Source organism: Mycobacterium sp. SMC-18 (assembly GCF_045310895.1).
Lineage (GTDB): Bacteria > Actinomycetota > Actinomycetes > Mycobacteriales > Mycobacteriaceae > Mycobacterium.
In genome coordinates, this window is record NZ_JBJIAL010000036.1 from 23,179 (window position 1) to 46,345 (window position 23,167).

General features: G+C 67.3%; 21 protein-coding genes. 13 read left to right on the plus strand and 8 right to left on the minus strand.

The features are described 5' to 3' along the window. Positions 1 to 93 precede the first annotated feature (93 nt). The 8 genes from ACJH6J_RS23595 (at position 94) to ACJH6J_RS23630 (ending at position 9,400) form a co-directional block, all read left to right on the plus strand. Positions 94 to 1,593, plus strand: a complete 1,500-nt coding sequence (locus tag ACJH6J_RS23595; RefSeq protein ID WP_133427375.1) for a CoA-acylating methylmalonate-semialdehyde dehydrogenase — start codon at positions 94 to 96, stop codon at positions 1,591 to 1,593. Positions 1,594 to 1,620: 27 nt separating this feature from the next. Further along, positions 1,621 to 3,003, plus strand: a complete 1,383-nt coding sequence (locus ACJH6J_RS23600; protein WP_138249259.1) for an aspartate aminotransferase family protein — start codon at positions 1,621 to 1,623, stop codon at positions 3,001 to 3,003. Positions 3,004 to 3,018: 15 nt separating this feature from the next. Continuing rightward, entirely contained in the window at positions 3,019 to 3,747 is a 729-nt protein-coding gene (locus ACJH6J_RS23605) for a (Fe-S)-binding protein (RefSeq protein ID WP_064858138.1), read from the plus strand. Further along, complete coding sequence (locus tag ACJH6J_RS23610) at positions 3,744 to 5,210, plus strand: LutB/LldF family L-lactate oxidation iron-sulfur protein (RefSeq protein ID WP_406804610.1); 1,467 nt, start codon at positions 3,744 to 3,746, stop codon at positions 5,208 to 5,210. Before ACJH6J_RS23605 ends, ACJH6J_RS23610 begins: the two co-directional genes overlap by 4 nt. Next, entirely contained in the window at positions 5,207 to 5,821 is a 615-nt protein-coding gene (locus ACJH6J_RS23615) for a lactate utilization protein C (RefSeq protein WP_406804611.1), read from the plus strand. The genes ACJH6J_RS23610 and ACJH6J_RS23615 overlap by 4 nt, the downstream gene beginning before the upstream one ends. Beyond that, positions 5,818 to 7,311 (plus strand): adenylate/guanylate cyclase domain-containing protein, encoded by a 1,494-nt coding sequence (locus ACJH6J_RS23620; RefSeq protein WP_406804612.1) that lies wholly within the window; start codon positions 5,818 to 5,820, stop codon positions 7,309 to 7,311. The genes ACJH6J_RS23615 and ACJH6J_RS23620 overlap by 4 nt, the downstream gene beginning before the upstream one ends. A 21-nt stretch (positions 7,312 to 7,332) precedes the next feature. Beyond that, complete coding sequence (locus ACJH6J_RS23625) at positions 7,333 to 8,457, plus strand: epoxide hydrolase family protein (protein ID WP_226522156.1); 1,125 nt, start codon at positions 7,333 to 7,335, stop codon at positions 8,455 to 8,457. A gap of 109 nt (positions 8,458 to 8,566) precedes the next feature. Further along, a complete protein-coding gene (locus ACJH6J_RS23630) occupies positions 8,567 to 9,400 on the plus strand; it encodes a DUF559 domain-containing protein (RefSeq protein WP_226521967.1) in 834 nt (277 codons plus the stop codon). A gap of 55 nt (positions 9,401 to 9,455) precedes the next feature. On the opposite strand, the gene ACJH6J_RS23635 is transcribed toward ACJH6J_RS23630, so the two are convergent. The 4 genes from ACJH6J_RS23635 to ACJH6J_RS23650 all read right to left on the minus strand — a co-directional run bounded on the left by ACJH6J_RS23635 (position 9,456) and on the right by ACJH6J_RS23650 (position 13,024). Further along, positions 9,456 to 10,829: a purine-cytosine permease family protein gene (locus tag ACJH6J_RS23635; protein WP_406804613.1), complete on the minus strand. Its 1,374-nt coding sequence runs from the start codon at positions 10,827 to 10,829 to the stop codon at positions 9,456 to 9,458. A 4-nt stretch (positions 10,830 to 10,833) separates the two neighbouring features. Continuing rightward, on the minus strand, positions 10,834 to 11,718 hold the full coding sequence (locus tag ACJH6J_RS23640) for an EamA family transporter (protein ID WP_406804614.1): 885 nt from the start codon (positions 11,716 to 11,718) through the stop codon (positions 10,834 to 10,836). 138 nt (positions 11,719 to 11,856) lie between these two features. Next, positions 11,857 to 12,102 (minus strand): hypothetical protein, encoded by a 246-nt coding sequence (locus tag ACJH6J_RS23645; protein WP_406804615.1) that lies wholly within the window; start codon positions 12,100 to 12,102, stop codon positions 11,857 to 11,859. A gap of 100 nt (positions 12,103 to 12,202) precedes the next feature. Further along, positions 12,203 to 13,024, minus strand: coding sequence for an acyl-CoA thioesterase domain-containing protein (locus ACJH6J_RS23650; protein ID WP_406804616.1), 822 nt, complete (start codon positions 13,022 to 13,024; stop codon positions 12,203 to 12,205). A gap of 85 nt (positions 13,025 to 13,109) precedes the next feature. Here ACJH6J_RS23650 and ACJH6J_RS23655 point away from each other — a divergent pair, with 85 nt between their 5' ends. The 3 genes from ACJH6J_RS23655 to ACJH6J_RS23665 are packed head-to-tail and all read left to right on the plus strand — an operon-like array spanning position 13,110 to position 15,355. Then, positions 13,110 to 14,033, plus strand: coding sequence for a LysR family transcriptional regulator (locus ACJH6J_RS23655; RefSeq protein WP_406804617.1), 924 nt, complete (start codon positions 13,110 to 13,112; stop codon positions 14,031 to 14,033). A 29-nt stretch (positions 14,034 to 14,062) separates the two neighbouring features. Beyond that, positions 14,063 to 14,872: a tat pathway signal sequence gene (locus ACJH6J_RS23660; protein ID WP_406804618.1), complete on the plus strand. Its 810-nt coding sequence runs from the start codon at positions 14,063 to 14,065 to the stop codon at positions 14,870 to 14,872. Positions 14,873 to 14,881: 9 nt separating this feature from the next. Next, positions 14,882 to 15,355 carry an RDD family protein gene (locus ACJH6J_RS23665; protein WP_226521964.1) on the plus strand — a complete coding sequence of 158 codons (474 nt, stop codon included), beginning with the start codon at positions 14,882 to 14,884 and terminating at the stop codon, positions 15,353 to 15,355. A gap of 3 nt (positions 15,356 to 15,358) precedes the next feature. Here ACJH6J_RS23665 and ACJH6J_RS23670 read toward each other — a convergent pair whose 3' ends face one another. Next, entirely contained in the window at positions 15,359 to 16,870 is a 1,512-nt protein-coding gene (locus ACJH6J_RS23670) for a carboxylesterase/lipase family protein (protein ID WP_135355260.1), read from the minus strand. Between the two features lie 79 nt (positions 16,871 to 16,949). Between ACJH6J_RS23670 and ACJH6J_RS23675 the strand changes: the two genes are divergently transcribed. Continuing rightward, positions 16,950 to 17,648: a hypothetical protein gene (locus tag ACJH6J_RS23675; RefSeq protein WP_064858167.1), complete on the plus strand. Its 699-nt coding sequence runs from the start codon at positions 16,950 to 16,952 to the stop codon at positions 17,646 to 17,648. A gap of 3 nt (positions 17,649 to 17,651) precedes the next feature. Here the strand turns inward: ACJH6J_RS23675 and ACJH6J_RS23680 are convergent, their stop codons facing one another. Continuing rightward, a complete protein-coding gene (locus ACJH6J_RS23680) occupies positions 17,652 to 17,882 on the minus strand; it encodes a hypothetical protein (RefSeq protein ID WP_406804619.1) in 231 nt (76 codons plus the stop codon). 135 nt (positions 17,883 to 18,017) lie between these two features. Here ACJH6J_RS23680 and ACJH6J_RS23685 point away from each other — a divergent pair, with 135 nt between their 5' ends. Then, positions 18,018 to 18,851 (plus strand): class I SAM-dependent methyltransferase, encoded by an 834-nt coding sequence (locus tag ACJH6J_RS23685; protein ID WP_406804620.1) that lies wholly within the window; start codon positions 18,018 to 18,020, stop codon positions 18,849 to 18,851. Between the two features lie 16 nt (positions 18,852 to 18,867). On the opposite strand, the gene dnaE is transcribed toward ACJH6J_RS23685, so the two are convergent. Both dnaE and ACJH6J_RS23695 read right to left on the minus strand, forming a co-directional pair. Continuing rightward, a complete protein-coding gene (gene dnaE / locus ACJH6J_RS23690; RefSeq protein ID WP_406804621.1) occupies positions 18,868 to 22,401 on the minus strand; it encodes a DNA polymerase III subunit alpha in 3,534 nt (1,177 codons plus the stop codon). 67 nt (positions 22,402 to 22,468) lie between these two features. Further along, positions 22,469 to 23,134, minus strand: a complete 666-nt coding sequence (locus ACJH6J_RS23695; protein WP_406804622.1) for a TetR/AcrR family transcriptional regulator — start codon at positions 23,132 to 23,134, stop codon at positions 22,469 to 22,471. Positions 23,135 to 23,167 lie beyond the last annotated feature (33 nt).

Here is a 23,167-nt window from a genome sequence, read left to right on the forward strand (position 1 = left end):
CGGAACCTGATACAGATTGTCGGCCGATTCGGAGGTCGCCCCGGGGCAAGCTGAGTGCACACCCAGTACCGACCAGGAAGGCCTACTTCGACGATGACCACCTCGCAGACCATCTCGCACTGGATCAACAACGACGTCTTCACCGGATCCTCGGGACAGTCGGCACCGGTCACCAACCCGGCCACCGGCCAGGTCACCGGACAGGTGGCACTGGCCAGCGTCGAGGACGCCCAGACCGTCATCAACGCCGCGGCAGCCGCCTTCCCGGCCTGGCGCGACACCTCGATCACCAAGCGTGTGCAGACGCTGTTCGCCTTCCGCGAGCTGCTCAACGCCCGCCGCGGAGAGCTGGCCGCGATCATCACCGCCGAGCACGGCAAGGTGCTCTCCGACGCCATGGGCGAGGTCGCCCGCGGTATCGAGGTCGTCGAATTCGCCTGCGGCATCCCGCATCTGCTCAAGGGCGGCTACGCCGAGAACGCCTCCACCAACGTCGACGTCTACAACATCCGGCAGGCCCTGGGCCCGGTCGCCATAATCGCGCCGTTCAACTTCCCGGCCATGGTGCCGATGTGGTTCTTCCCCATCGCCATCGCCGCCGGCAACACCGTCGTCGTCAAGCCGTCCGAGAAGGACCCGTCGTCGTCGCTGTGGATGGCCGAACTGTGGAAGGAAGCCGGCCTGCCCGACGGTGTCTTCAACGTCCTGCAGGGCGACAAGACCGCCGTCGACGAGCTGCTGACCAACCCCGCCATCAAGGCCGTCTCGTTCGTCGGCTCCACCCCGATCGCGCAGTACGTCTACCGGACCGCCACCGCCTCCGGCAAGCGCGTGCAGGCCCTCGGCGGCGCCAAGAACCACGCCGTGATCCTGCCCGACGCCGACCTGGACCTGGCCGCCGACAGCATGGTCAACGCCGGCTTCGGTTCCGCCGGTGAGCGCTGCATGGCCATCTCGGCCTGCGTCGCGGTCGGTCCGATCGCCGACGACCTGGTCGCCAAGATCGTCGAGCGCGCCGCCGCCATCAAGACCGGTGACGGCGCCAAGGGCTCGGACATGGGCCCACTCATCACCAAGGTGCACCGCGACAAGGTGGCGTCCTACATCGACGCGGGCGAGGCCGAAGGCGCCAAGGTCGTGCTCGACGGCCGCAATGTCACGGTCGAGGGTGCCGAGAACGGCTTCTGGCTGGGCCCGACCCTGCTCGACAACGTCACCCCCGAGATGAGCGTCTACACCGATGAGATCTTCGGCCCGGTGCTGTCGGTCGTCCGCGTCGAAACCTACGACGAGGCACTGGAACTGATCAACAACAACCCGTACGGCAACGGCACCGCGATCTTCACCAACGACGGTGGCGCGGCCCGGCGGTTCCAGAACGAGGTCGAGGTCGGCATGGTCGGCATCAACGTCCCCATCCCGGTTCCCATGGCGTTCTTCAGCTTCGGCGGCTGGAAGGCGTCGCTGTTCGGCGACACCCACGCCTACGGACCCGAGGGTGTGCAGTTCTTCACGCGCGCCAAGGCCGTCACCCAGCGCTGGGCCGACCCCAGCCACGGCGGCATCAACCTGGGCTTCCCTGAGAACAACTGATCACGCCACCCAGACAGAGGACCCGACATGACCCTCGCCGCAGACCACGTCCTGCCCGCAGGCCACACCATCGACTCGATGCGTGCCGAAGCCGAGCGTGCCTACGCGCTGGACCGCGCCCACGTCTTCCACTCCTGGTCGGCCCAGGCCGCGCTGAACCCCATGACCATCACCGCCGCCGAAGGCAGTTACTTCTGGGACGGTGACGGCAACCGGCTGCTCGACTTCTCCTCGCAGCTGGTCAACACCAACATCGGCCACCAACACCCGAAAGTTGTTGCGGCGATCCAGGAGCAGGCCGCCAAGCTGTGCACCATCGCGCCACAGCACGCCAACGCCGCACGTTCCGAGGCCGCCCGGCTGATCACCGAGCTGACCCCCGGCAACCTGAACCACGTGTTCTTCACCAACGGCGGCGCCGACGCCAACGAGCACGCCATCCGCATGGCGCGCCTGCACACCGGCAAGCACAAGGTGCTCGCCCGCTACCGCTCCTACCACGGTGGCACCGACCTGGCGATCAACCTGACCGGTGACCCGCGACGGTTCGCCAACGACCGCGGCGCGGCCGGCGTCGTCCACTTCAACGGACCGTTCCTGTACCGCTCGGTGTTCCACGCCGAGACCGAGGAGCAGGAATCGGCCCGCGCCCTCGACGAACTGCAGCGCGTCATCGAACTCGAAGGCGCGTCGACCATCGCGGCGATCATCCTGGAGTCCATCCCGGGCACCGCCGGCATCATGGTGCCGCCGCCCGGGTATATGGCCGGCGTCCGCGCGCTGTGCGACAAGTACGGCATCGTGATGATCGCCGACGAGGTCATGTCCGGCTTCGGCCGCTCCGGAAAGTGGTTCGCCATCAACCACTTCGATGTCGTCCCGGACCTGCTGACCTTCGCCAAGGGCGTCAACTCCGGCTACGTGCCGCTGGGTGGCGTCGCGATCAGCGACGCCATCGCCGCCACCTTCGCCGAGCGCGCCTACCCCGGTGGCCTGACCTACTCCGGCCACCCGTTGGCGACCGCGGCCGCGGTCGCGACGATCAACGCGATGCGCGAGGAGGGCATGGTCGAGAACGCTGCCCATCTGGGTGCCGACATCATCGGGCCGGCTCTGCGGGACTTCGCGCAGCGCCACCCCAGCGTCGGTGAGGTGCGCGGCGCGGGCGTGTTCTGGGCCGTCGAACTGGTGAAGGACCAGAAGACGCGGGAGCCGTTGGCGCCCTACGGTGGCAGCAGTGAGGCGATGAACGCCGTCGTCGCGTTCTGCAAGGAGAACGGGCTCATGCCGTTCACCAACTTCAACCGCATCCATGTGGTGCCGCCGTGCAACGCCGCCGATGACGACGTCCGTGCCGGGCTGGAGATTCTGGACCGCGCCCTCGACGTGGCGGACCGGTACGCAAAGTAGGGGTACTGTCGGCCGGTGCGGATAGCCCTGTTCGCGACGTGCCTGGCCGATGCCATGTTTCCGGCTGCCGCCATCGCCACGGTGCGGTTGCTGGAACGGCTCGGCCACCAGGTGGAGTTTCCCGCCGGGCAGACCTGCTGCGGGCAGATGCACGTCAACACCGGTTACCTGCGCGAGGCCGTGCCGCTGGTGCGCAACCATGTGGAGGCATTCGCCGGCTTCGACGCGATCGTGGCGCCGTCGGGGTCCTGCGTCGGGTCGGTGCGACATCAGCATGCGATGGTGGCGCGGCGCGCCGGTGACACCGGACTGGCGGCCCGCGCCGAATCGGTTGCGGCACACACCTTCGAGCTCTCCGAGTTCCTGGTGGACGTACTCGGCGTCGACGACGTCGGCGCCTACTACCCGCACCGCGTCACCTATCACCCGACGTGCCACTCGCTGCGGATGCTGGGCGTCGGTGACAAGCCGCTGCGACTACTGCGCAACGTCCGGGGCCTGACACTCGTCGAGCTGCCCTCGGCCGAATCCTGTTGCGGCTTCGGTGGCACATTCGCCTTGAAGAACGCCGACGTGTCCACGGCGATGCTCGAAGACAAGATGGCGAACATCACGACGACGGGCGCCGCGGTGTGCACCGCCGGTGACGCATCGTGCCTCATGCACATCGGCGGAGGCCTGAGCCGGACCGGCAGTGGGGTCCGCACCGTGCACCTGGCCGAAATCCTGGCGGCCACATCGTGACCGCGGTGTTCCTCGGGCAGCCGGGTGTGGGGAATCTCCGTGGCGATCATAGTTTTCCGGCGGCGGCGCGGACAGCGCTGGCCGATGAGCAACTGCGACGCAATATCGGCCATGCCACCGGCACCATCCGCGCCAAACGCCTTGCCGCCATTGCCGAATGCCACGACTGGGAACAGCTGCGTGCGGCCGGCAGCGCGCTGAAACAGGATGTGCTGGCGCGGCTGCCCGAACTCCTGGAGGAACTGGAAGCCAACGTCACCGCGCGTGGCGGCACCGTGCACTGGGCCCGCGACGGCGACGAGGCCAATCGTATTGTCGCCCAACTGGTCCGGTCGACTGGTAGCCGCGAGGTGGTGAAGGTCAAGTCGATGGCGACGCAGGAGATCGGACTCAACGAGCATCTCGAGGCCGAGGGGATCACGCCCATCGAGACCGACCTGGCCGAACTGATCGTCCAACTCGGACACGACAAACCCAGCCACATCCTCGTGCCGGCGATCCACCGCAACCGTACGGAGATCCGGGACATCTTCGAACGCGAAATGCCCGGCGTGGGCGACCTCACCGACGAACCCCGGGTACTGGCGATGGCCGCCCGCGCGCACCTACGACGAAAGTTCCTGTCCGCCAAGGTCGCCGTCAGCGGCGCCAACTTCGGGGTCGCCGAGACCGGCACCCTGGCGGTCGTCGAATCCGAGGGCAACGGGCGGATGTGCCTGACGCTGCCCGAGACCCTGATCACCGTGATGGGCATCGAGAAAGTCATCCCGCGGTTCACCGACCTCGAGGTGTTCATGCAACTGCTGCCGCGGTCGTCGACCGCCGAGCGGATGAACCCGTACACCTCGATGTGGACCGGTGTGCATCCCGGCGACGGGCCGCAGCAATTCCACCTGGTGCTGCTCGACAACGGCCGCACCCGGGCGCTCGCCGACGAGGTGGGACGTGCTGCGCTGCACTGCATTCGGTGCAGCGCGTGCCTGAACGTCTGTCCCGTCTACGAGCGCACCGGCGGACATGCCTACGGCTCGGTGTACCCGGGACCCATCGGCGCGATCCTAAGTCCCCTACTGACCGGGACCACCGGACATGACGATCCGAACGCGACCCTGCCGTACGCGTCGTCATTGTGCGGCGCGTGTTTCGAGGCCTGCCCCGTCCTCATCGACATCCCGTCGATCCTGGTGCACCTGCGGGCCGCACAGGTAGACCAGGAACGAGGCGGGCTCCCGTCCGGACAGGATCTGGCGATGAAAGCCGCGGGCTGGGCCATGGGGTCCGCGGCGCGGTTCGGATGGGCGGAGAAGGCTCTCGGCGCCGGCCGGATGCTCGCGGGCAAGGACCACCGCATCAGCCGACTACCGTGGCCGGCGTCGAAATGGACTGCGAGCCGCGACATTCCGGCACCACCGGCGGAGACGTTCCGGCAGTGGTGGGCCCGCAACCGGGGTGGCGAACAATGAGCGATGCCCGAACCGAAGTGCTGGGCCGGATCCGCGCGGCTCTCGGGCCGGCGACGGCAGCGGTCGCGGTGCCACGCGACTACGACCGTCACCGGCTGACAGATCGGGGCAACGTCGCGCGATTCGCCGAGACGGTGGCCGACTACCGGGCACAGGTCCACCGCGTCGACGCGAGCGAGGTGGCCGCCACGATCGAGGCGCTCGTCGGCGCCGGCACGGCTGTGGTCCCGGCCGACTTGCCGCCCGACTGGGTCACCGGCATCCGCGCCGTCGTCGACGATCCGCCCGTCGGCCTCGACGTGTTGGACAGCGTCGATGCGGTGGTGACCGGCTGTGCCCTCGGCATCGCGGCGACCGGAACCATCGTGCTCGATGCCGGTGCGGCACAGGGCCGGCGCGCGCTGACGCTGGTGCCCGACCATCACGTCTGCGTCATCCGGGCCGACCAGATCGTCGATACCGTGCCGCAGGCCTTCGCGGCACTCGACCCGTCGCGTCCCCTGACCTTCATCTCCGGACCGAGTGCGACGAGCGACATCGAGTTGCAACGCGTCGAGGGTGTGCACGGCCCGCGCATTCTGAACGTGGTGATCGTCGAGGGCATCCGGTGACCGACCCCGTCGCGACCCGGCCCAGCGCCACCTCCATCGCGCTCCGCTACACCGTCGGATTCACCTTCGCCTACCTGCTGACCACCGCCGAGGTCGTCGCGACCGTGGTATCGCTGTGCGCCGAAACCCACAGTGCCGCCAGTTCGTTGCTGAGCCGGGCGAACCTGCTCCCGCTGGTCGCCGTGGTCACGCTCGGCACGCTGGTGGTGGCGATCGGCAGTTATCGCAGCATCGTCGACAGCGCCCGCTGGTACGCCGCCGCCGCGATACCCGACCAGGCCCAGCGACGCCGCGCTGTCACCGTCGTGCAGCGGCAGGCGGCCCTGTCCGCCGTGGTGTGGGTCATCGGCGGTGCCACCCTGATCACGACCAATCACCAGCCGATACCGGCGACGCTGCTCGCCATGACCGCCATCTTCGGCGCCATGTCGACGCTCAGCACCGGCATGTTGTTCACCCAGCGCGGCTACCGACCCCTCGCGGCCGCGGCCACTCAGGACTATCTGGGCCGGGCCGGCACGCCCGGGGTGCTGGCGCGCCTGGTGATCATGTGGGTGATGAACAGCGCGCTGCCGAGTCTGTTCATCGCCGTGCTGATCATCTGCCGCCACATGGGCTGGTTCATGCCCAAATCGGCGTCGGTGGACATTCCCGTCGTGGTCGTGGCAGCGGTGTCGGTGGCGCTGGGGCTGCGCGCGCTGATGGTGGTGTCGCTGTCGATCTCCGATCCGGTGCGCGACGTCGTCGAGGCCATGGCCGAGGTCGAACGGGGTCAGATCGGCCGCACCGTTCCCGTCTACGAGCAGTCCGAAATCGGCCGCCTGCAAAGTGGATTCAACCGCATGGTGACCGGACTGCTCGAGCGCGACCGGCTCCGGGACCTCTTCGGCCGGCACGTCGGCCCGGACGTGGCGCGTCTGGCACTGTCGTCCGACGAGCCGGTGGCCGGCGAAGTGCGCGATGTCGCGGTGCTGTTCATCGATCTGACCAACTCGACCCGGATGGCCGAAACCATGGCACCCGCAGATATCGCCGCGGTGCTCAACGACTTCTTCCGGATCGTGGTGGCCGCCGTCGACCAGCACGGCGGCCTGATCAACAAGTTCCAGGGCGACGCCGCGCTGGCCATCTACGGGGCTCCCCTGCGCTCGGACACCGCGGCCGCCGATGCCCTGGCGACGGCTCGCACGCTCGGTGTGGCGTTGCAGCAACTACCGGTGATCGACTTCGGCATCGGGGTCAGCGCCGGCAGTGTGTTCGCCGGCAACATCGGCGCCGAGAACCGGTATGAGTACACCGTGATCGGTGATCCGGTGAACGAAGCCGCCCGGCTGGCCGATGTCGCCAAGAAGGAGCCTCACCGGACCCTCGCCTCCGAGGCGGCAATCAGCCTGTGCGACAACGCAGAACGAGGGCACTGGCGAAACAGCGGCAGCCGGATGCTGCGTGGACGGTCGAGCCTCACGCACACCTCCGTACCGATCGAGTAAGAATGGATACTTGTGACTGACATCGTGCCTTTTCAGATCGCCGTGCCCGACGAGGTGCTGGACGATCTGCACCAGCGCCTGACCAACACTCGCTGGCCCGAGGCCGAGTGCGTCGACGACTGGAGCCAGGGCATCCCACTGAGCTACACCCGCGCGCTGGCCGATTATTGGGCGGACGGCTATGACTGGCGGGCCCGCGAAGCCGCACTGAACCGGTTCGACCAGTACATCACCGAGATCGATGGCCTGGACATCCATTTCATCCATCAGCGGTCCCCGCATCCCGACGCGCTGCCACTGATCATCACGCACGGGTGGCCGGGGTCGATCGCCGAGTTCCAGAAGGTCATCGGGCCGCTGACCGACCCGACCGCGCACGGCGGACGGGCCGAAGACGCGTTCCACGTGGTGTGTCCGTCACTGCCGGGCTACGGCTTCTCGGGTAAACCCGCCGCCACCGGCTGGGGCGTCGAGCGGACCGCGCAGGCGTGGGACGACCTGATGGTGCGACTCGGCTACCCCCGGTACGGCGCGCAGGGCGGCGACTGGGGCGCGGCGGTGACCACCCAGATCGGGCGAAACGTGGGTCATTGCATTGCGATTCACACCAACATGCCGATGGGCCGTCCTGCGCCCGGCACCACGGAGTTCACTGCCGAGGAACAGCAGGCGCTGGCGGCGCTGAAGCGCTACCAGGACGTCGATTCCGGCTACGCCAAGCAGCAGTCCACCCGTCCGCAGACGCTCGGCTACGGCCTGGTCGACTCACCGGTGGCGCAGCTGGCGTGGATCGTGGAGAAGTTCTGGTCCTGGACCGACCACGACGGTGATGTGGAGGGCGCACTGAGTCGCGACGAGATGCTCGACGACGTGATGATCTACTGGGCCACCGCCACCGGGGCATCGTCGGCCCGGCTGTACTGGGAGAGCTTTCGCGTGTTCGGCGGCGGGCAGCAGAAGGTCGAGATACCCACCGGCGTGGCGTCGTTCCCGAAGGAGATCCTGCGGGCACCGAGGTCCTGGTGCGAGAGCGGCTACAGCGTCACCCACTGGACGACGATGCCGCGCGGTGGTCACTTCGCGGCATTCGAGCAACCCGAGTTGTTCGTCGACGACGTGCGCACGTTCTTCGCGACGGTGCGCTGATCAGCTATCCCGACGAGTGTTATCCCCAGTGTGAGTTCTATACACAGGATCGGCCCGAAATCGGTGCGTGGGCCTCACAGTCGTCGGTGCCGCCCACGACCGTGTCACCATGGGACCATTCATCGGCAGCCGGGCGGTGCGGCGTGGCGCACTGACCAGGAGAACTCTGGCCCGCGACTACCGACCAATATTTCGGGACGTCTACCTGGCACGCGGGGTCGAGCTGACGGCGCAACTCCGGGCCCAGGCTGCGTGGCTGGAAAGTGGTGCGCCGCTATGTGGGCTATCTGCGGCCGCCCTATTCGGAACCAGGTGGTTGGACTCGCAGCAGCCCGCGGAGATACTGCGTGCCAACCGCCGCTCCCCGGCCGGAATGATCGTGCGGTCGTGGGTTGTCTGTCCCGATGAACTCTGCGTAGTCGAAGGCATCACACTCACGACGCCCGCGCGAACAGCCTTCGACATCGGCCGGATTCATCCTGCGCACCAAGCGATACCGATACTCGATGCACTGTTGAATGCCACCCGCATCAAGCCGGCCGATATCGCTGCGGTAGCTGATTCGCATGGTGGCGTCCGCGGAGCCGCCAGGTTGCGCGCATTGCTCGACCTGGTCGACGGCGGGGCGGAGTCACCACAGGAGAGCAGGCTCCGGCTGCTGTTGGTACGTGCTGGACTGCCACCGCCCGAGACACAAATCGAATTCCGCACACTGCGGATCCGGGTGGATATGGGCTGGACCCAATGGAAGTTGGCGGTCGAGTACGACGGCATCCAGCACTGGACCGATCGGAGCCAGCGGTCGTGGGACATCGACCGGATCGCGCTACTGGAGGCCGCCGGGTGGACGGTGGTCCGCGTCAGCGCCGAGATGCTCTCGCGACCGCAGGTCATCATCGACCGGGTGCGCGCAAAGCTGCGCGCAGCGGGCTGCGCCATCTGATCAATGTGAGCCCTATGCACGGAACTTCGCCGATTTCCGTGCACAGCACTCACAGTCAGGAGCGCAGGCGCCGGTAGCCGCCGTAGGTCACCAGTGCGACAACGAAATTCACGAAGTACGCGATGTCCGCACCGTGCCACGCGACGGCGACGGGACCTTGCAGCAGCGTGGTGTTCATGAACGGGATCGCCGCGCCGTAGGCCACGGCGAACGCGACGAGCGCGGCGATGGCGTCGGCGCGCGGCGTCGCCTCCGCCGCCGGATCCACGGTCGGCCGGCCGCGGCTACGGCGGCGCCAGTCGACGATCACAATGGCCGCGAAGGCCGGAATCCAGTAGCTGATCAGGAGCAGGACGTTGGTGAATCGCGTTGCGGTGTCACCGGTGTGGAGCCACAGGATCAGCCCGAACGCCAGCGCCGTCACCACCAGTGAGGACACCGGCCGCCGCACGCGCACGCCCAGCGTCTGCAGGGCCAGGGACCCGCTGTAGTCGTTCATCACGCCCGAGCCCACCGAGGCCAGCGCGATGACGGCCAGGGCAATGGCACCCAGTGCGCCGCCGCCCATCACCGACCGCACGCCCTCCGCCGTCTGGTCGGTGATGAGACTTCCCGCGGCGATACCGATCGTCTCGACGAACACGTACGCGGTGGCCAATCCCGCGAAACTGAACCCGAACACCTTGCGCGGCGCGGAATCGGCCGGGAGGTAGCGACTGAAGTCAGCGGCATAGCTGGCCCAGGACACCGCCAGGCTCAGCGCGATGGTGACCGCCAGTACGAACGCGCCGGCGAAGTCCGCGCCGTGCGCGGCGGCCGGCGTCACGACCTGATGTCCGGCAACGAGTTTCACCGCGAACACGACGAACGTCACGAACAACACCACGGTGAGTACGGCCTGCAGCCGATGGATCAGCTCGTAGCCGATGAACCCGACCGCGCCCTGCACGCCCAGCACGATCAACACGGCCACCCAGAACGGGATACCCAGCAGCACCGAGAGTGCTCCGCCCCCGAACAGGCCTACCAGCGCGTCCCACGCCACCGACGAGAGCCATTGCAGCACAGCGGGTACCGCGATCAAGCCGCCGAAAGCCATCCGCGCCCCGGGCAATTGCGCGGTACCCGTACGCGGACCCAGCGTGGACAGATAGCCGACCACCACGGCACCCAGAACCGTGCCGATGATCATGGCCAGCAACGCGGCCCAGAAACCCAGACCCAGTGCGCCGATCATGGCGCCGGTGAAGACGCATGTCATGTTGATCTGCGGCGCGAACCACACCGTGAACAGCCGGCCCGGCGTGCCGTACCGGCGGTCAGCCGGAACCGGCGCGATGCCATGGGTTTCCACCGACAGGTCCCCGGCCCGGCTGGGCGTGCGGCCGGTGAACGGCGAGGCTGTGAGCGCGGTGGCCGGTGGCGTCATGCCCCTATTCGACCACGAGGGCCGGTTCCCGGTGGCCCGCCCCGGCGACGGGTCGCGCACCGCGGCGCGCGGCACCGACACCGGCCAGCACGACGAGTGCGATACCGGCGACGGCAGGCAGGCCCGGCACCTGGTGCAGGATGAGCAGCCCGAGCATCATGGCGAAAGCCGGCTCGAGGCTCATGAGCGTGCCGAACGCTGCCGCAGTCAGGCGCTGCAGCGCCAGCATCTCCAAAGTGAACGGGATGGCCGGCAACAGGATGGCCAGGCCCAGGCCGGCCAACAGCAGGTGCGGCGTGAGATGGCCGATGACCGACGGCCCGGCCACCATGGTGACGACCAATCCGGCGACCGGCATGGACACCGCCAGTCCGGTGATGCCGGTGACCGCGTCGCCCACGCGCTGGGTCAACAGGATGTAGGCACCGAGGCAGACCGCCGAAGCCAGCGCAGCCGACACACCGATGAGGTCGACGGCCGCGGCCCACGGTTGCGTCAGCAGCACGACGCCGGTGCCTGCCATCGCCGGGAACAGCAGACGCCCGCGGCCGCGCCCCTTGGCCACTGCGACGGCAAGCGGCCCAAGGCATTCCAGGGCGCTGGCGGTGCCGAGCGGGATGCGGGAGACCGCCACCATGAACAGCAGGGTGAACCCGGCGGTGGTGATGCCGAGCAGGACACACGACAGGAACGCCGACCGGGTGAACGACGCCGGCCGCGGCCGGACGAACAGCAGCATCAGCACGCCCGCCCACGCCAGGCGGAGGCACGCCACACCGGCCGGCCCGATACCGTCCATCAGCTTCACCGCAAGCGCCGCGCCCAGCTGCACCGACATCATCGACGCGACGGTCATGAGTGCGCCGTTGTGGGCTGCTGCGGTGGTCATGCGTCGTATTGAACGGGAGGAAGACCGTTCATGTCCACGTGATAATCATGGACATATCGTTCGCAATTCATGAATGGAGCCGTTGTTGCAACGACTACAACAACGGCCCCTTCGTGGTCCGGATCAGAACCGAACCGATCAGAACGTCGGGACGAACGTGCCGTTCACCCAGACGCCCCAGTGGTTCCAGCCGGCGTCCCAGACCTGGGGATTACCCATTGACCATGCCGGTTCCGCCGGCTTCGGCGGTGCCCATGACGGCGGCGCCGTCACGGTGGGTCCAGGGGGCGGCGTCATGCCGGCCGTGGCCGTGCCTGTGCCGACACCTGCGGCGCCGGCGAACAGTGCACCGGCAACAGCAGTGGTGACGACTGTTTTCTTCATCCTCATCGCGATCCTCCAATCAGATGATTGCGGGGTGTCCACCCCACGGATTGCTCGGACAGTCCTTGGTTACCGCAGGCGTCCCGGTGCTAAACCTGCGCTAGAGTTCCCGCCGGATCCGCTCGGGAAATCGGCTGTGACCGAAGTCGATCTGCGCGGCGGGGTTGCTGACCGCGGTGGTCAGACCGGTACCGATCGGTCCAGCGCTGTCGTACAAGGTGGTGGCACCGACCGCGATACCCTGGGCCGCCCAATGCGTCTCGGCCTCGACGCCGACCCAGCCGTCCTGCGGCAGCCGCGTCAACGCCACAGTGAGGTCGCCGTTGATGTAGCCGATGCCCGCGGTGCCCAGATTCGTGACCATGCTGGTGCCCTCGGCCGTCACCGCGGCACGGACGAACGGGGTGTTGACCTGCCCCTCGATGACGTCGATGGGCCGGTTGACGTAACGCTTGCGGCCGGTGTTCTGATGCTCGGCGATGGTTCGCGTCCAGCCGACACCGTCACTGCTGATGTATGGCGCCAGGCCGTCATCGATCACCGCGGGCGGCTCGAAATCGGTTGTGCCGAACCACTCCTCACCAGCGGGCGCCTCCGCGAGCCGATACTGCACCAGCGTGGCCCTGGCGACAGTGACGCCGTCCTGCACCACGTCACACTCGGAATTGCGCACCCGTCGCCCGTCCCGCACCAACTTCACCGCGGTCGTCGTCGGCACCCCGCGCGCGGCGCGGAACAGGTCGACGGTGAGCCGGGCCGGCAGAAAGTCGGGTAAACCGAACGCGGCCTCCAGCGCGTGCGCGGCCAGCCCCACCACCGCCGGGCCGTTGAGGTGGTCTTGACCCCACAAGCTCTGGGCGAATCGGGTCGGCTGAACCCGATCGGTGTCGATCGGGACGAAGTGAGCGGGGCGTGCGGTCATTTTCGGATCGTCGCACATTGGCTAAATATTCATAACTTCGGGCCGGAACACGCAGAATCGTGCAGATTCCCTGGACAATGATGAGATGGACACCCGCCGGCTGCGCCTCCTGCTGGCGCTGTCGCGCCTGGGGTCGATGCGGGCCGTCGCCGAGAACCTCAATCTCACGACGTCGACGGTGTCGCAACAGATCGCTGCGCTCGCCAAGGAAACCGGCACCCAACTGATCGAACCGGAAGGGCGCCGGGTCAGGCTGACACCGGCCGGACAGCGCCTCGCCGACCATGCGGTGACCATCCTCGCCGCCGTCGACGCGGCGCGCCTCGACCTCGATTCCGGCGCCGAACCCGTCGGCACCCTGCGGATCGGCGGCTTCGCCACCGGCATCCGCGTCTCGCTGCTGCCGATCCTGGCGGAACTGACACGGGAACACCCTGGAATCGATGTTGCGATAAGCGAATACGAGCCCATCGAGGCGTTCGCGTTGCTCACCGACGACGACCTGGACCTGGCCCTGACCTACGACTACAACCTGGCTCCGGCCTCCCCCAGCCCGCTCCTCGAAGGCTTTGCCCTGTGGTCGATTCCATGGGGGCTGGGCCTGCCGGCCGACGAGGCGAACGGACCCGCCGAACTGTCCGAGTACGCGGACCGGACCTGGATCGTCAACTCCCGCAACACCGCTGACGAGGACGCCGTCCGCACACTGGGTGCGCTGAGTGGATTCACCCCGCGCATCGCCCATCAGATCGACAGCCTGGAACTGGTCGAGGACCTGATCGTCGCCGGGTACGGCGTCGGGCTGCTGCCGCTGGAACGGCCCACCAGCGCGGGCATCAAGGTCGTCCCGTTGACCGGGCCGACGGTGATCCACACCGCCTACGCCGTCACCCGCAAGGGCCGCACCAACTGGCCACCGCTGCGGGCGGTGCTCGACCGGCTGCGCCCGGGCGACGGGCCCGTGCCGCTGCCGACGTGGCCCCGGCCAGAGGCCGTCGGCACCGGATGACACTGACCGAGATCTGGGAGGCTACCGGCGTGAAACTGCTCAGGGCGGCACTGGTCGCAACGCTTTTGACCGGGACCGCACTGCCCACCGCCCGTGCCGAATGCACCGGCGCCTGCGATGCGCAGCAACGCGTCGCGGCGGCGGACGCCTATCTGGCGACCCGGCCGGGCACCGTCGGATACGTGCTTCGCGATCGAAAAACCGGTGCGGTGTACCGCAATTCGCATGCGGGGGACATGGTCTGGACGGCCTCGACCATCAAGCTCGGCATGGTGGTGGACCTGTTCGCCCGGCAGAGCGCCGGGCTGCTGCGGCTCACCGACAACGACATCGCCCTGATGGGCAAGATGCTGCACACCTCGGACAACGACGCCGCCGACACCCTGTGGTCCCGGTACGGCGGACCCGACCACACGATCTTCAACAACGACTTCCCGCACTTCGGCATGACCCGGGTCCAACCACAGCGCGGGTTCGGAGACATGTTCCCGTACTGGGGCTTTCAGAAGTCCACCACCGACGATCTGGACCAGATGGTCAACTACATGCTGACCAAGCTGCGGCCCAACGAGACCGCGTGGATCGTCAATGCCATGCAGCACGTCGACCCCATTCAGCAGTGGGGTGTCTGGGGCGCCGGCCCGGGCATGGCGCCCGGCAACAAGGACGGCTGGTCCGACGAGCAGGGCGGCTGGGTGACCAACACCGTCGGATTCGCCGGGCCGGGACAACGTTTCACCCTCGCCGTCATGAATGCGTTGAACGGCGCCGGCGGCAATGCGGACGGCCAGGCCACCACTACGCGGCTAAGCCAGATATTGCTGGCCGATCGGCAGTAAATTGACGCCATGACCTACGGCGAGAACTACCCCACCCCAGGCGCTTACGGCGCACCCACCCCGGTGCATCCCGGTGACCTGCTGCCCCGATTCTTCGCGCGGTTCATCGACGGACTGATCGTCGGAGTCCTGGCCTTCTTCGGCGCCTTCTCCATCGGCTCGATGTCCGACGTCATGGTGACCGGCCTGTTCTCCGGACTGGGCACCTTCCTGTACTTCGTGCTGTTCGAGGTCCTGGCCGGGGCGACGCCCGGCAAGATGCTGCTGGGCCTCAGCGTCCGCGGACCCCACGGCATGGCGAAGCCCGACTTCAAGCAGTCGGCCATCCGCAACTCGTTCACCCTGCTGCCCATCATCCCGTGGGTCGGCGGGCTGCTGGCGTTCATCGCCTACATCTTCATCGCCGTCACGATCAACTCCAGCCCCTGCAAACAGGGCCGGCACGACGAACTCGCCGGCGGCACCCAGGTGGTCAAGAAGTAGGCCCTAGCCGTGGACCAGTGAAAAGCCTTCCCAGGCCTGACGCTGCTCGGCGCGCGGATCGAACTCGACGCGGGTCTTGCGGTCGAACACCAGCACGGCGCGGTCGGCTGCGTCGTACTGCGGCCAGCCCTCGCCGGGGATGCCCGTCCTGGCGAACGCCCGCCACCGGTTCTGGACGTCATTGCTGATCCGCAGCGCCGACTTGCGGTCCATGGCGGCGGTCAGCACCGAACCCAGCGGGGTCCGGTACACGTCGAACACCGCGAGCAGTTCGGTGGCGTGCGTGGCACCGAGGCCGGTCCAATGCAGCGCCGGCGGCGCGTAGTCGTACCGGTAGGCGTACGTGGGCGCGTGGCGCATGTGCGCCCCGGCGATCTCCCACGACGCGGTGCCGAAAGCGAAGTCGCCGCCGAGCTTGATACAGGCGTCGGCAGACCGCGGATAGCCCGGATATGCCCCGGTGATCCGGGCGCGCCGTTCCGCAGGGAGGTGAGCGAGGATGCGCTCGATCATGGCCTCGTTGGTGGGCAGCAGCTGCATGAACTTGGTGAACAGCCGGCCCTCGTCGGCATTGCTACCAACGATCAGCGGCACCTGGTGGGCCCGCCCCTCGCGCATCGCGACCATCGGGTCTTCGGGCAGGAACTCGGTTCCGTACGCCGGCCCGGCCGGGAAGGCACCCGGCATGTCGCCGACGGCACCATGAATGACGCGGTCCAGCGCGGCCATCAGCTCAGCCGGTCTCGCCGACATCAGCGCGGCGGCACCGTCCCGCTCGCCGGCTCCCAAGGCTTCGGCGAACTGCTTCGCGAACTGGGCGGCCGCGTCGGGTGAGCGCACCATGCCGCTGGCGGGGCTCTCCGCAATCGCCTGGTGGAAAAGGCCTTTCGCCTGCGGCACGGCGAGCAGCGTCGCCACGGCGTGGGCCCCGGCGCTCTCCCCGAAAATGGTCACGTTGTCCGGGTCGCCGCCGAACACGGCGATGTTGGTCCGCACCCACTTCAGCGCCGCCACCAGGTCCCGCAGGAACAGATTGTCGTCCAGCGGGTGCTCCGCCGTGGCCAGGGTGGACACATCGAAGCAGCCGAGCGCACCCAGCCGGTAGTTGGCCGAGACGAAGATGCAGCCGCGCCGCGCCAGCGCGGCACCGTCGTAGATCGGGGTCGCGGAACTGCCGAGGATGTAACCGCCACCGTGGATGAAGAACATCACGGGCAGCGGCTCACCGGTGGACTGCTCGGGCGTCACCACGTTCAGCGTCAGGCAGTCCTCGCCCATCGGCTGGTACTTGCCCACGCTCAGCATCGTGTACTTGCGCTCCTGCGGCGCGCAGTAGGTGAAGCCATGGCAGTAGCGCACGCCGCGCCAGGGCTGGACGGGTTGCGGGGCCCGGTAGCGCCACGGACCCACCGGGGGCCGCGCGTAAGGTACGGAACGCCAGCGGTGCACGCCGTCGCGGGTGAACCCCTCGATGGTTCCGCTGTCGATAGTCACGCGGACGGTACGTTCGTGCATAAATGGACACTATCGAAAATCTGTAATCCTCGGGGTGCCTGAACCGCGTGTTGGGGTGGTGCCGGTTACCCTGGCGGGCATGCGACTTCCGGTGGCCCTCGCGGCATGTGCCCTGGTTGCTGGTTGTGCCGCCAATTCGGACCAGCACGGACAGCCCGGCGTGGCGATCTCCGAGCCGTCTCTGTCGGCCACCGCACCGGCGAGTCGTCCCCCGGCCCCGGCGCCGAAGGCCGCGCCCACGACGCCGCCGCCCGCGGGCGCGCCGGTCGCCGACGTGATCGCCTGGGTGGAGGCCGGCACCCCGGCCGACCCGGCCGGGTTCCACACCGCGACACGCGACGGCACGCCGACCGATCTGGGCACCGACATCGCGTTCACCACGGCGTCGGGCGCCAACTGCATCACCGACAAGAGCTTCAACGGTGCACTGGCATGCCTGATGCACCTGACGTCCCCACCGCCGCAACCGGCCGACACCTACGGCCACTGGGTCGGCGGCTGGGTCGATTTCGAAGGACCCACCGCGGAAGTCGGTTCGGTACACGGGGATCCAGGGCGTTTCAACGCCGGCACCGGACCCAAACTGAAGGACGGCCAGAGCCTGCGGTTCGGCGACTATCAATGCCGCGCCGACGCCACCGGGCCGGTCTGCGTGAATTACGCGCGCCGCACCGCGGTCCGGTTCAGCAACGCCGGCATCCAGACCTTCGGTTGCCTGACGCCGGTGCTGCCGGCGCCCGAAGGCGTCGGGCTGAAGTTCGCCTGCACGACAGCCTGAGCATCAATTCGCCGCCGCGACAGTCGCTTTCGGTTCGTGGCCGGTCGGCCCCGGCGCGGCTTCGTAGAGCGCTTCGATCTCTGCGGCGTACTTCTCGACGACGGGGCGCCGTTTGAGCTTCATGGTCAACGTTATCTCGTCTCCGGCGGTGCGCAGTGCGACGGCGTCCGGATCGAGCGCCGCTGTCAGCTGGAACGCTTCACACAAAGTGGTCGGACGCTGCGCTTCAGACATTCCGGTGTCCCTCCTCGATGGGCCTCATGATGAAGCACATCGCCGGCGTTTCATGGCACCGAGGCGCGAAATCCACAGCGCCCTAAACATTTTGAGCAGAACGTTCAGTGCGGATGGAGGCGTATGGTCGGAACGATGGGAATCGCTGTCACGTCACTGACGCCTGTCGAACGGACCGCACTGCTCACCGTGTACGCGCGGGCCCTGGACAGCCGCAAGCCCCGCTCGATTCTTCGCGACACCTGGGCGGACTCGGCAGTGGCGGCCATCGACTACGACTTCGCCGCGCTGGGAGTCCAGACCAGCGTGGTCTGCCAAACCGCGCTGCGCGCCAAGATGCTCGATGCCCGCGTATCGGCGTTCACCGCAGCACACCCTGATGCGGTCGTGGTCGATCTGGGCGGTGGCCTCGACAGCGGCTTCTATCGGGTGGCCCCGCCGCCGACGGTCGACTGGTACACCGTGGACCTCGCCGGCATCTCCGCGCTGCGTGAGCAGCTGTTACCGGCGAATCCGCAGTCGCACACGGTGGTGGCATCGGTGGCCGAAACAGACTGGGCCGCAGGCATTCCCGCGGACCGGCCCGCCATGCTCGTGGCAGACGGGCTGTTCGCATTCCTGACCGAGCCCGTCATCGCCGGCGTGTTCCGCAGCGTCACCGAACATTTCCACCGCGGCGAGCTGGCGTTCAACGACTACGGACAGTTCGGACCGATCAGCCTGGCGGCTTTCAAGTACCTGCCGCAGCAGATGTTCAAAGACGTTGGCAGCCAACTGGGTTATGCGGGTTTCAAAGATGCCCGGCACCCCTTGAGCTGGAATCCCCGCATGCAGCTCGTCGAAGAGGCCAGCCTGGCCCATCAGCCCGAGGTCGACCTGTTTCCCCGCATACTGCGGTTCGCCGCCCGGCTGACGGGGCGCACCCGCGCCGGCGCACGGAAAGCGCGGATCCTGCGCTACCGCTTCTGAACTGGGACCACCCGGACTACCCGCCGAGGCAGCCCGGGCCCAGCAGCGCCTTCAAGTCACCCATCAACGCCGACGACGGTGTCACCCGCAGCGTCTGGTCCAGTTCCAGGGTGGTGATGCGGTCTCCACTGATGAGCCGCAGATGCACCTGAGAGGTACCCGGGTGGTGGGCCAGCACCTGCTTGAGCGCACTGACCTTCTCCGGGGTGCACTGCCGCGTCGGCAGGCTCACCGCGAGCGGACGGTCGGCCTGCGCGTTCGAGAAGTCGGGCACCACAAGGTCACTGGCGAAGATCGACACCCGCTCGTCTTCGACGCGCGCCTTGCCGCTCACCAGCACGATGGCGTCGTCCATGATGTCGGCACCGAACACGGCATAGGTCTTCGGGAAGAAGTTCACCGTCACCGAACCGTTGAGATCTTCCAATTGCGCTGAGGCCCAGGGCAATCCCTGCTTGTTGACGCGCCGGACCACACCCGCCAGGATGCCGCCGATGCGGACCTGGCTGTCGTTGGCGACAGCGCCTTCGAGGATGGCCGGAATCTGGGTGTCCACCTGCGCGTTGAGCAGGTGCGCGACACCGTTGAGCGGATGGCCGGAAACGTACAGGCCCAGCATCTCTCGCTCCAGGGCGAGCTTGTGCTTGTCGTCCCACTCGTCGTCGGGCACCTTGATGGTGAAGGCCGCATCCCCGGCATCCCCGGCGTCACCGCCGCCGAACAGATCGAACTGCCCCATGGCCTCGGCCTTCTTGGTGCCGAGCACCGAGTCGACCGCATCGGCGTGCACCAGGAACAGGCCCTTGCGGGCATGGCCCAGCGAGTCGAAAGCGCCTGCCTTGACCAGAGATTCGGTGACCCGCTTGTTGCAGGCCGTGATGTCGATCTTGCTGAGGTAGTCGGAGAAATCGGTGTATTTCCCCTTGTCGGTCCGGCCCGCGATGATGGACTGCACCACGTTGGCGCCGACGTTGCGCACACCGCCCAGCCCGTACCGGATGTCCTTGCCGACCGAGGCGAAGTTGTGCACCGATTCATTGACATCCGGCGGCAGCACCGTGATTCCCAGGCGGCGGCAATCCGCCAGGTATATCGCGGCCTTGTCCTTGTCATCACCGACCGAGGTCAGCAGACCAGCCATGTACTCGGCCGGATAGTTGGCCTTGAGATACGCGGTCCAGAACGACACCAGGCCGTAGCCGGCGGCGTGCGACTTGTTGAACGCGTAGCCGGCGAACGGCAGCACGGTGTCCCACAACGCGGTGATGGCCGCCTGAGAGAAGCCGTTCTGCTTCATACCGTCGGCGAAGCCGCCGTACGCCTCGTCGAGGATTTCCTTCTTCTTCTTACCCATCGCGCGACGCAGCAGGTCTGCTTGGCCGAGCGAGTAGCCCGCGACCTTCTGTGCGATGTGCATGATCTGTTCTTGGTAGACGATCAGACCGTAAGTCTCGGAAAGGATGTCGCGCAGCGGCTCTTCGAGCTCCGGGTGGATGGGCTTGATCTCCTGCAGCCCGTTCTTGCGCTTCGCGTAGTCGGTGTGCGCGTCCACACCCATCGGACCCGGTCGGTACAGCGCCAGGACGGCCACGATGTCCTCGAAGCCGGTCGGCCGCATCAGTTTCAGCAGATCGCGCATCGCGGATCCGTCGAGCTGGAACACGCCCAGCGTGTCGCCACGCGCCAACAGCTCGTAGGTTTTCGGGTCGTCCAGGCTCAGGTGGTCGAGGTCCAAATCGATGCCCCGGTTGGCCTTGATGTTCTCCAGCGCGTCACCGATGACGGTGAGGTTGCGCAGGCCCAGGAAGTCCATCTTCAACAGGCCGATGGCCTCACACGACGGGTAGTCCCAGCCGGTGATGATGGCGCCGTCCTGGGCGCGCTTCCACATCGGGATGGCGTCGATGAGCGGTTCGGAGCTCATGATCACCGCACAGGCGTGCACACCCGCGTTGCGGACCAGCCCCTCCAGACCGCGGGCGGTCTCGTAGATGGTGCGCACGTCGGGGTCGGTGTCGATCAGCGCGCGGACCTCGGCCGCTTCCTTGTACCGCTCGTGGGTGGGGTCGGTGATCCCCGCCACCGAGATGTCCTTGGCCATGATCGGCGGCGGCAGCGCCTTGGTGATGCGGTCGGCGATGGCGAAGCCCGGCTGCCCGTAATGAACTCGAGCCGAATCCTTCAGTGCCGCTTTGGTTTTGATGGTACCGAAGGTGATGACCTGGGCGACGCGGTCACTGCCCCACTTCTCGCTCGCGTAGCGCACCATCTCGCCGCGGCGGCGGTCGTCGAAGTCGATGTCGATATCGGGCATCGACACGCGCTCGGGGTTGAGGAACCGCTCGAACAGCAGACCGTGCGGGATCGGGTCGATGTTGGTGATGCCCATCGCCCACGCCACCAGCGAACCTGCGGCCGAACCTCGGCCGGGGCCGACCCAGATTCCCACTTCGCGCGCGTGGCTGATGAGGTCACCGACGACGAGAAAGTACGCCGGGAAGCCCATCTGCACGATGACGCTGATCTCGTACTCGGCGCGATCGAGGTACTCCTGCGGCGGGCCGCCCGGGAAGCGCCGGTCCAGACCACGCAGCACCTCTTTGCGCAGCCACGTGGCCTGCGTCTCGCCCTCGGGCACCGGGAAGATCGGCATCCGGTCGTGGAACTTCCAGACATCGGCATAGGACTCGACGCGCTCGGCGATCAGCAACGTCGAATCGCAGGCACCGGGTACCTGGTGATCCCACATGGCCCGCATGTCCTCGGCCGACTTGAGGTAGTAGCCGTCACCGTCGAACTTGAACCGCGTCGGATCGGACAGCGTCTTGCCGGTCTGGATACACAGCAGCGCCTCGTGGTTGTGCGAGGCCTCGCGGGTGACGTAGTGGCAGTCGTTGGTGGCGAGCGGCGGGATTCCCAGCTTCTTGCCGATGTCCAGCAGGCCCTCGCGAACCCGGCGCTCGATCTCGATGCCGTGGTCCATCAGTTCGAGGAAGAAGTTCTCCTTGCCGAAGATCTCCTGCCACTTCGCGGCGGCCTCGACGGCTTCTTTCTCGTGACCGAGCCGCAGCCGGGTCTGCACCTCACCAGACGGGCAGCCGGTCGTGGCGATGATGCCCGCCGAGTGCTCGGCGATGATCTCGGCGTCCATGCGGGACCACTTGCCGAGCTGTCCCTCGAACGACGCCAGCGACGACAGCTTGAACAGGTTGCGCAGACCGGTCGCGTTCTCCGCGACCATCGTCATGTGGGTGTACGAACCACTACCCGAGACGTCGTCGCTCTTCTGGCTCGGATCGCCCCAGGTGACGCGCTTGGTGTTGAAGCGCGACGCGGGCGCGATGTACGCCTCGATGCCGATGATCGGCTTGATGCCCTCTTTGGTGGCGGTGTTGTAGAACTCGCTGGCGCCGAACATGTTTCCGTGGTCGGTCATGCCGATTGCCGGCATACCCAACCGGATGGCTTCCTGCACCATCGGCTTGACCTTCGCCGCACCGTCCAGCATCGAGTACTCGGTGTGATTGTGGAGGTGCACGAACTGGCTCATAGGGCTGCCAGTCTAAAACGGGCCACCGACACCTCTCGGCGTGTCGGGCGCTGTGTCGTCGGCGGGACTACGACGTGGGCGCGGCGGCTGTTGCCACGGGACCCACCAGCAACCCCTTGTGCAACACCTGTTGCAGTTGCTTAGTTACCGCTTCGACGCGATCCCGGTCGGCCACGAGCCCGGCATAGAAGCCGAGCCCCCACACCATGGTGTAGAGCAGGTCCGCCACAGGGGCCACAGCCGTCTCGGCAGGCAACTCACCGCGCGCCACGGCGTCGCGTACAGCCTGGTCCATGAATTTGCGGACGGCCGCCTTCGCGTCCCTGCGCGGGGCCGGCAACCGGCCAGCCTCCAGATAGGAGCTGACCAGCAGCGCCACACTGCCCGGTTCATGGACACCAGCGTTGCGGAATTCGGTGATGAGTACCGAAATCTGTTCTGGCAGAGTGGATTCCGCTCCCGCTCGGGCGATGCAGAGGTCGATCGTCGTGGCGATCTCATTCAGCAGACAGTGGTAGATGTCCTCACGCGTCTGGAAGTGGTAATGCAGCGTGGGACGGCTCAACTCGGCGATCTCGGCGATGGCCTGGATGGTGGTGGCGTGGTAGCCACGGACTGCGATCACCTCGCGTGCGGCGTCCAGGATGCGCGCCCGCGTCTGCGCCGAATCGGTGCCGGCCGGGCGGCCCCGACGGCGTGTCGCCTTCACTGGGAGAACATCGAGATGCACCATGCCACGTCCTCGCACAGAAAGGGATATTTACGA

Excerpts from the sequence above, each read along its gene's own strand:
- ACJH6J_RS23635 (WP_406804613.1), bottom strand. The coding sequence starts at position 10,829 with ATGACGCCACCGGCCACCGCGCTCACAGCCTCGCCGTTCACCGGCCGC.
- ACJH6J_RS23685 (WP_406804620.1), top strand. The coding sequence starts at position 18,018 with ATGGGAATCGCTGTCACGTCACTGACGCCTGTCGAACGGACCGCACTG.
- ACJH6J_RS23675 (WP_064858167.1), top strand. The coding sequence starts at position 16,950 with ATGCGACTTCCGGTGGCCCTCGCGGCATGTGCCCTGGTTGCTGGTTGT.
- ACJH6J_RS23640 (WP_406804614.1), bottom strand. The coding sequence starts at position 11,718 with ATGACCACCGCAGCAGCCCACAACGGCGCACTCATGACCGTCGCGTCG.
- ACJH6J_RS23655 (WP_406804617.1), top strand. The coding sequence starts at position 13,110 with ATGGACACCCGCCGGCTGCGCCTCCTGCTGGCGCTGTCGCGCCTGGGG.
- ACJH6J_RS23595 (WP_133427375.1), top strand. The coding sequence starts at position 94 with ATGACCACCTCGCAGACCATCTCGCACTGGATCAACAACGACGTCTTC.
- ACJH6J_RS23665 (WP_226521964.1), top strand. The coding sequence starts at position 14,882 with ATGACCTACGGCGAGAACTACCCCACCCCAGGCGCTTACGGCGCACCC.
- ACJH6J_RS23670 (WP_135355260.1), bottom strand. The coding sequence starts at position 16,870 with ATGCACGAACGTACCGTCCGCGTGACTATCGACAGCGGAACCATCGAG.
- dnaE (WP_406804621.1), bottom strand. The coding sequence starts at position 22,401 with ATGAGCCAGTTCGTGCACCTCCACAATCACACCGAGTACTCGATGCTG.
- ACJH6J_RS23615 (WP_406804611.1), top strand. The coding sequence starts at position 5,207 with ATGAGCGATGCCCGAACCGAAGTGCTGGGCCGGATCCGCGCGGCTCTC.
- ACJH6J_RS23695 (WP_406804622.1), bottom strand. The coding sequence starts at position 23,134 with ATGGTGCATCTCGATGTTCTCCCAGTGAAGGCGACACGCCGTCGGGGC.
- ACJH6J_RS23650 (WP_406804616.1), bottom strand. The coding sequence starts at position 13,024 with ATGACCGCACGCCCCGCTCACTTCGTCCCGATCGACACCGATCGGGTT.
- ACJH6J_RS23630 (WP_226521967.1), top strand. The coding sequence starts at position 8,567 with ATGGGACCATTCATCGGCAGCCGGGCGGTGCGGCGTGGCGCACTGACC.
- ACJH6J_RS23680 (WP_406804619.1), bottom strand. The coding sequence starts at position 17,882 with ATGTCTGAAGCGCAGCGTCCGACCACTTTGTGTGAAGCGTTCCAGCTG.
- ACJH6J_RS23600 (WP_138249259.1), top strand. The coding sequence starts at position 1,621 with ATGACCCTCGCCGCAGACCACGTCCTGCCCGCAGGCCACACCATCGAC.
- ACJH6J_RS23645 (WP_406804615.1), bottom strand. The coding sequence starts at position 12,102 with ATGAAGAAAACAGTCGTCACCACTGCTGTTGCCGGTGCACTGTTCGCC.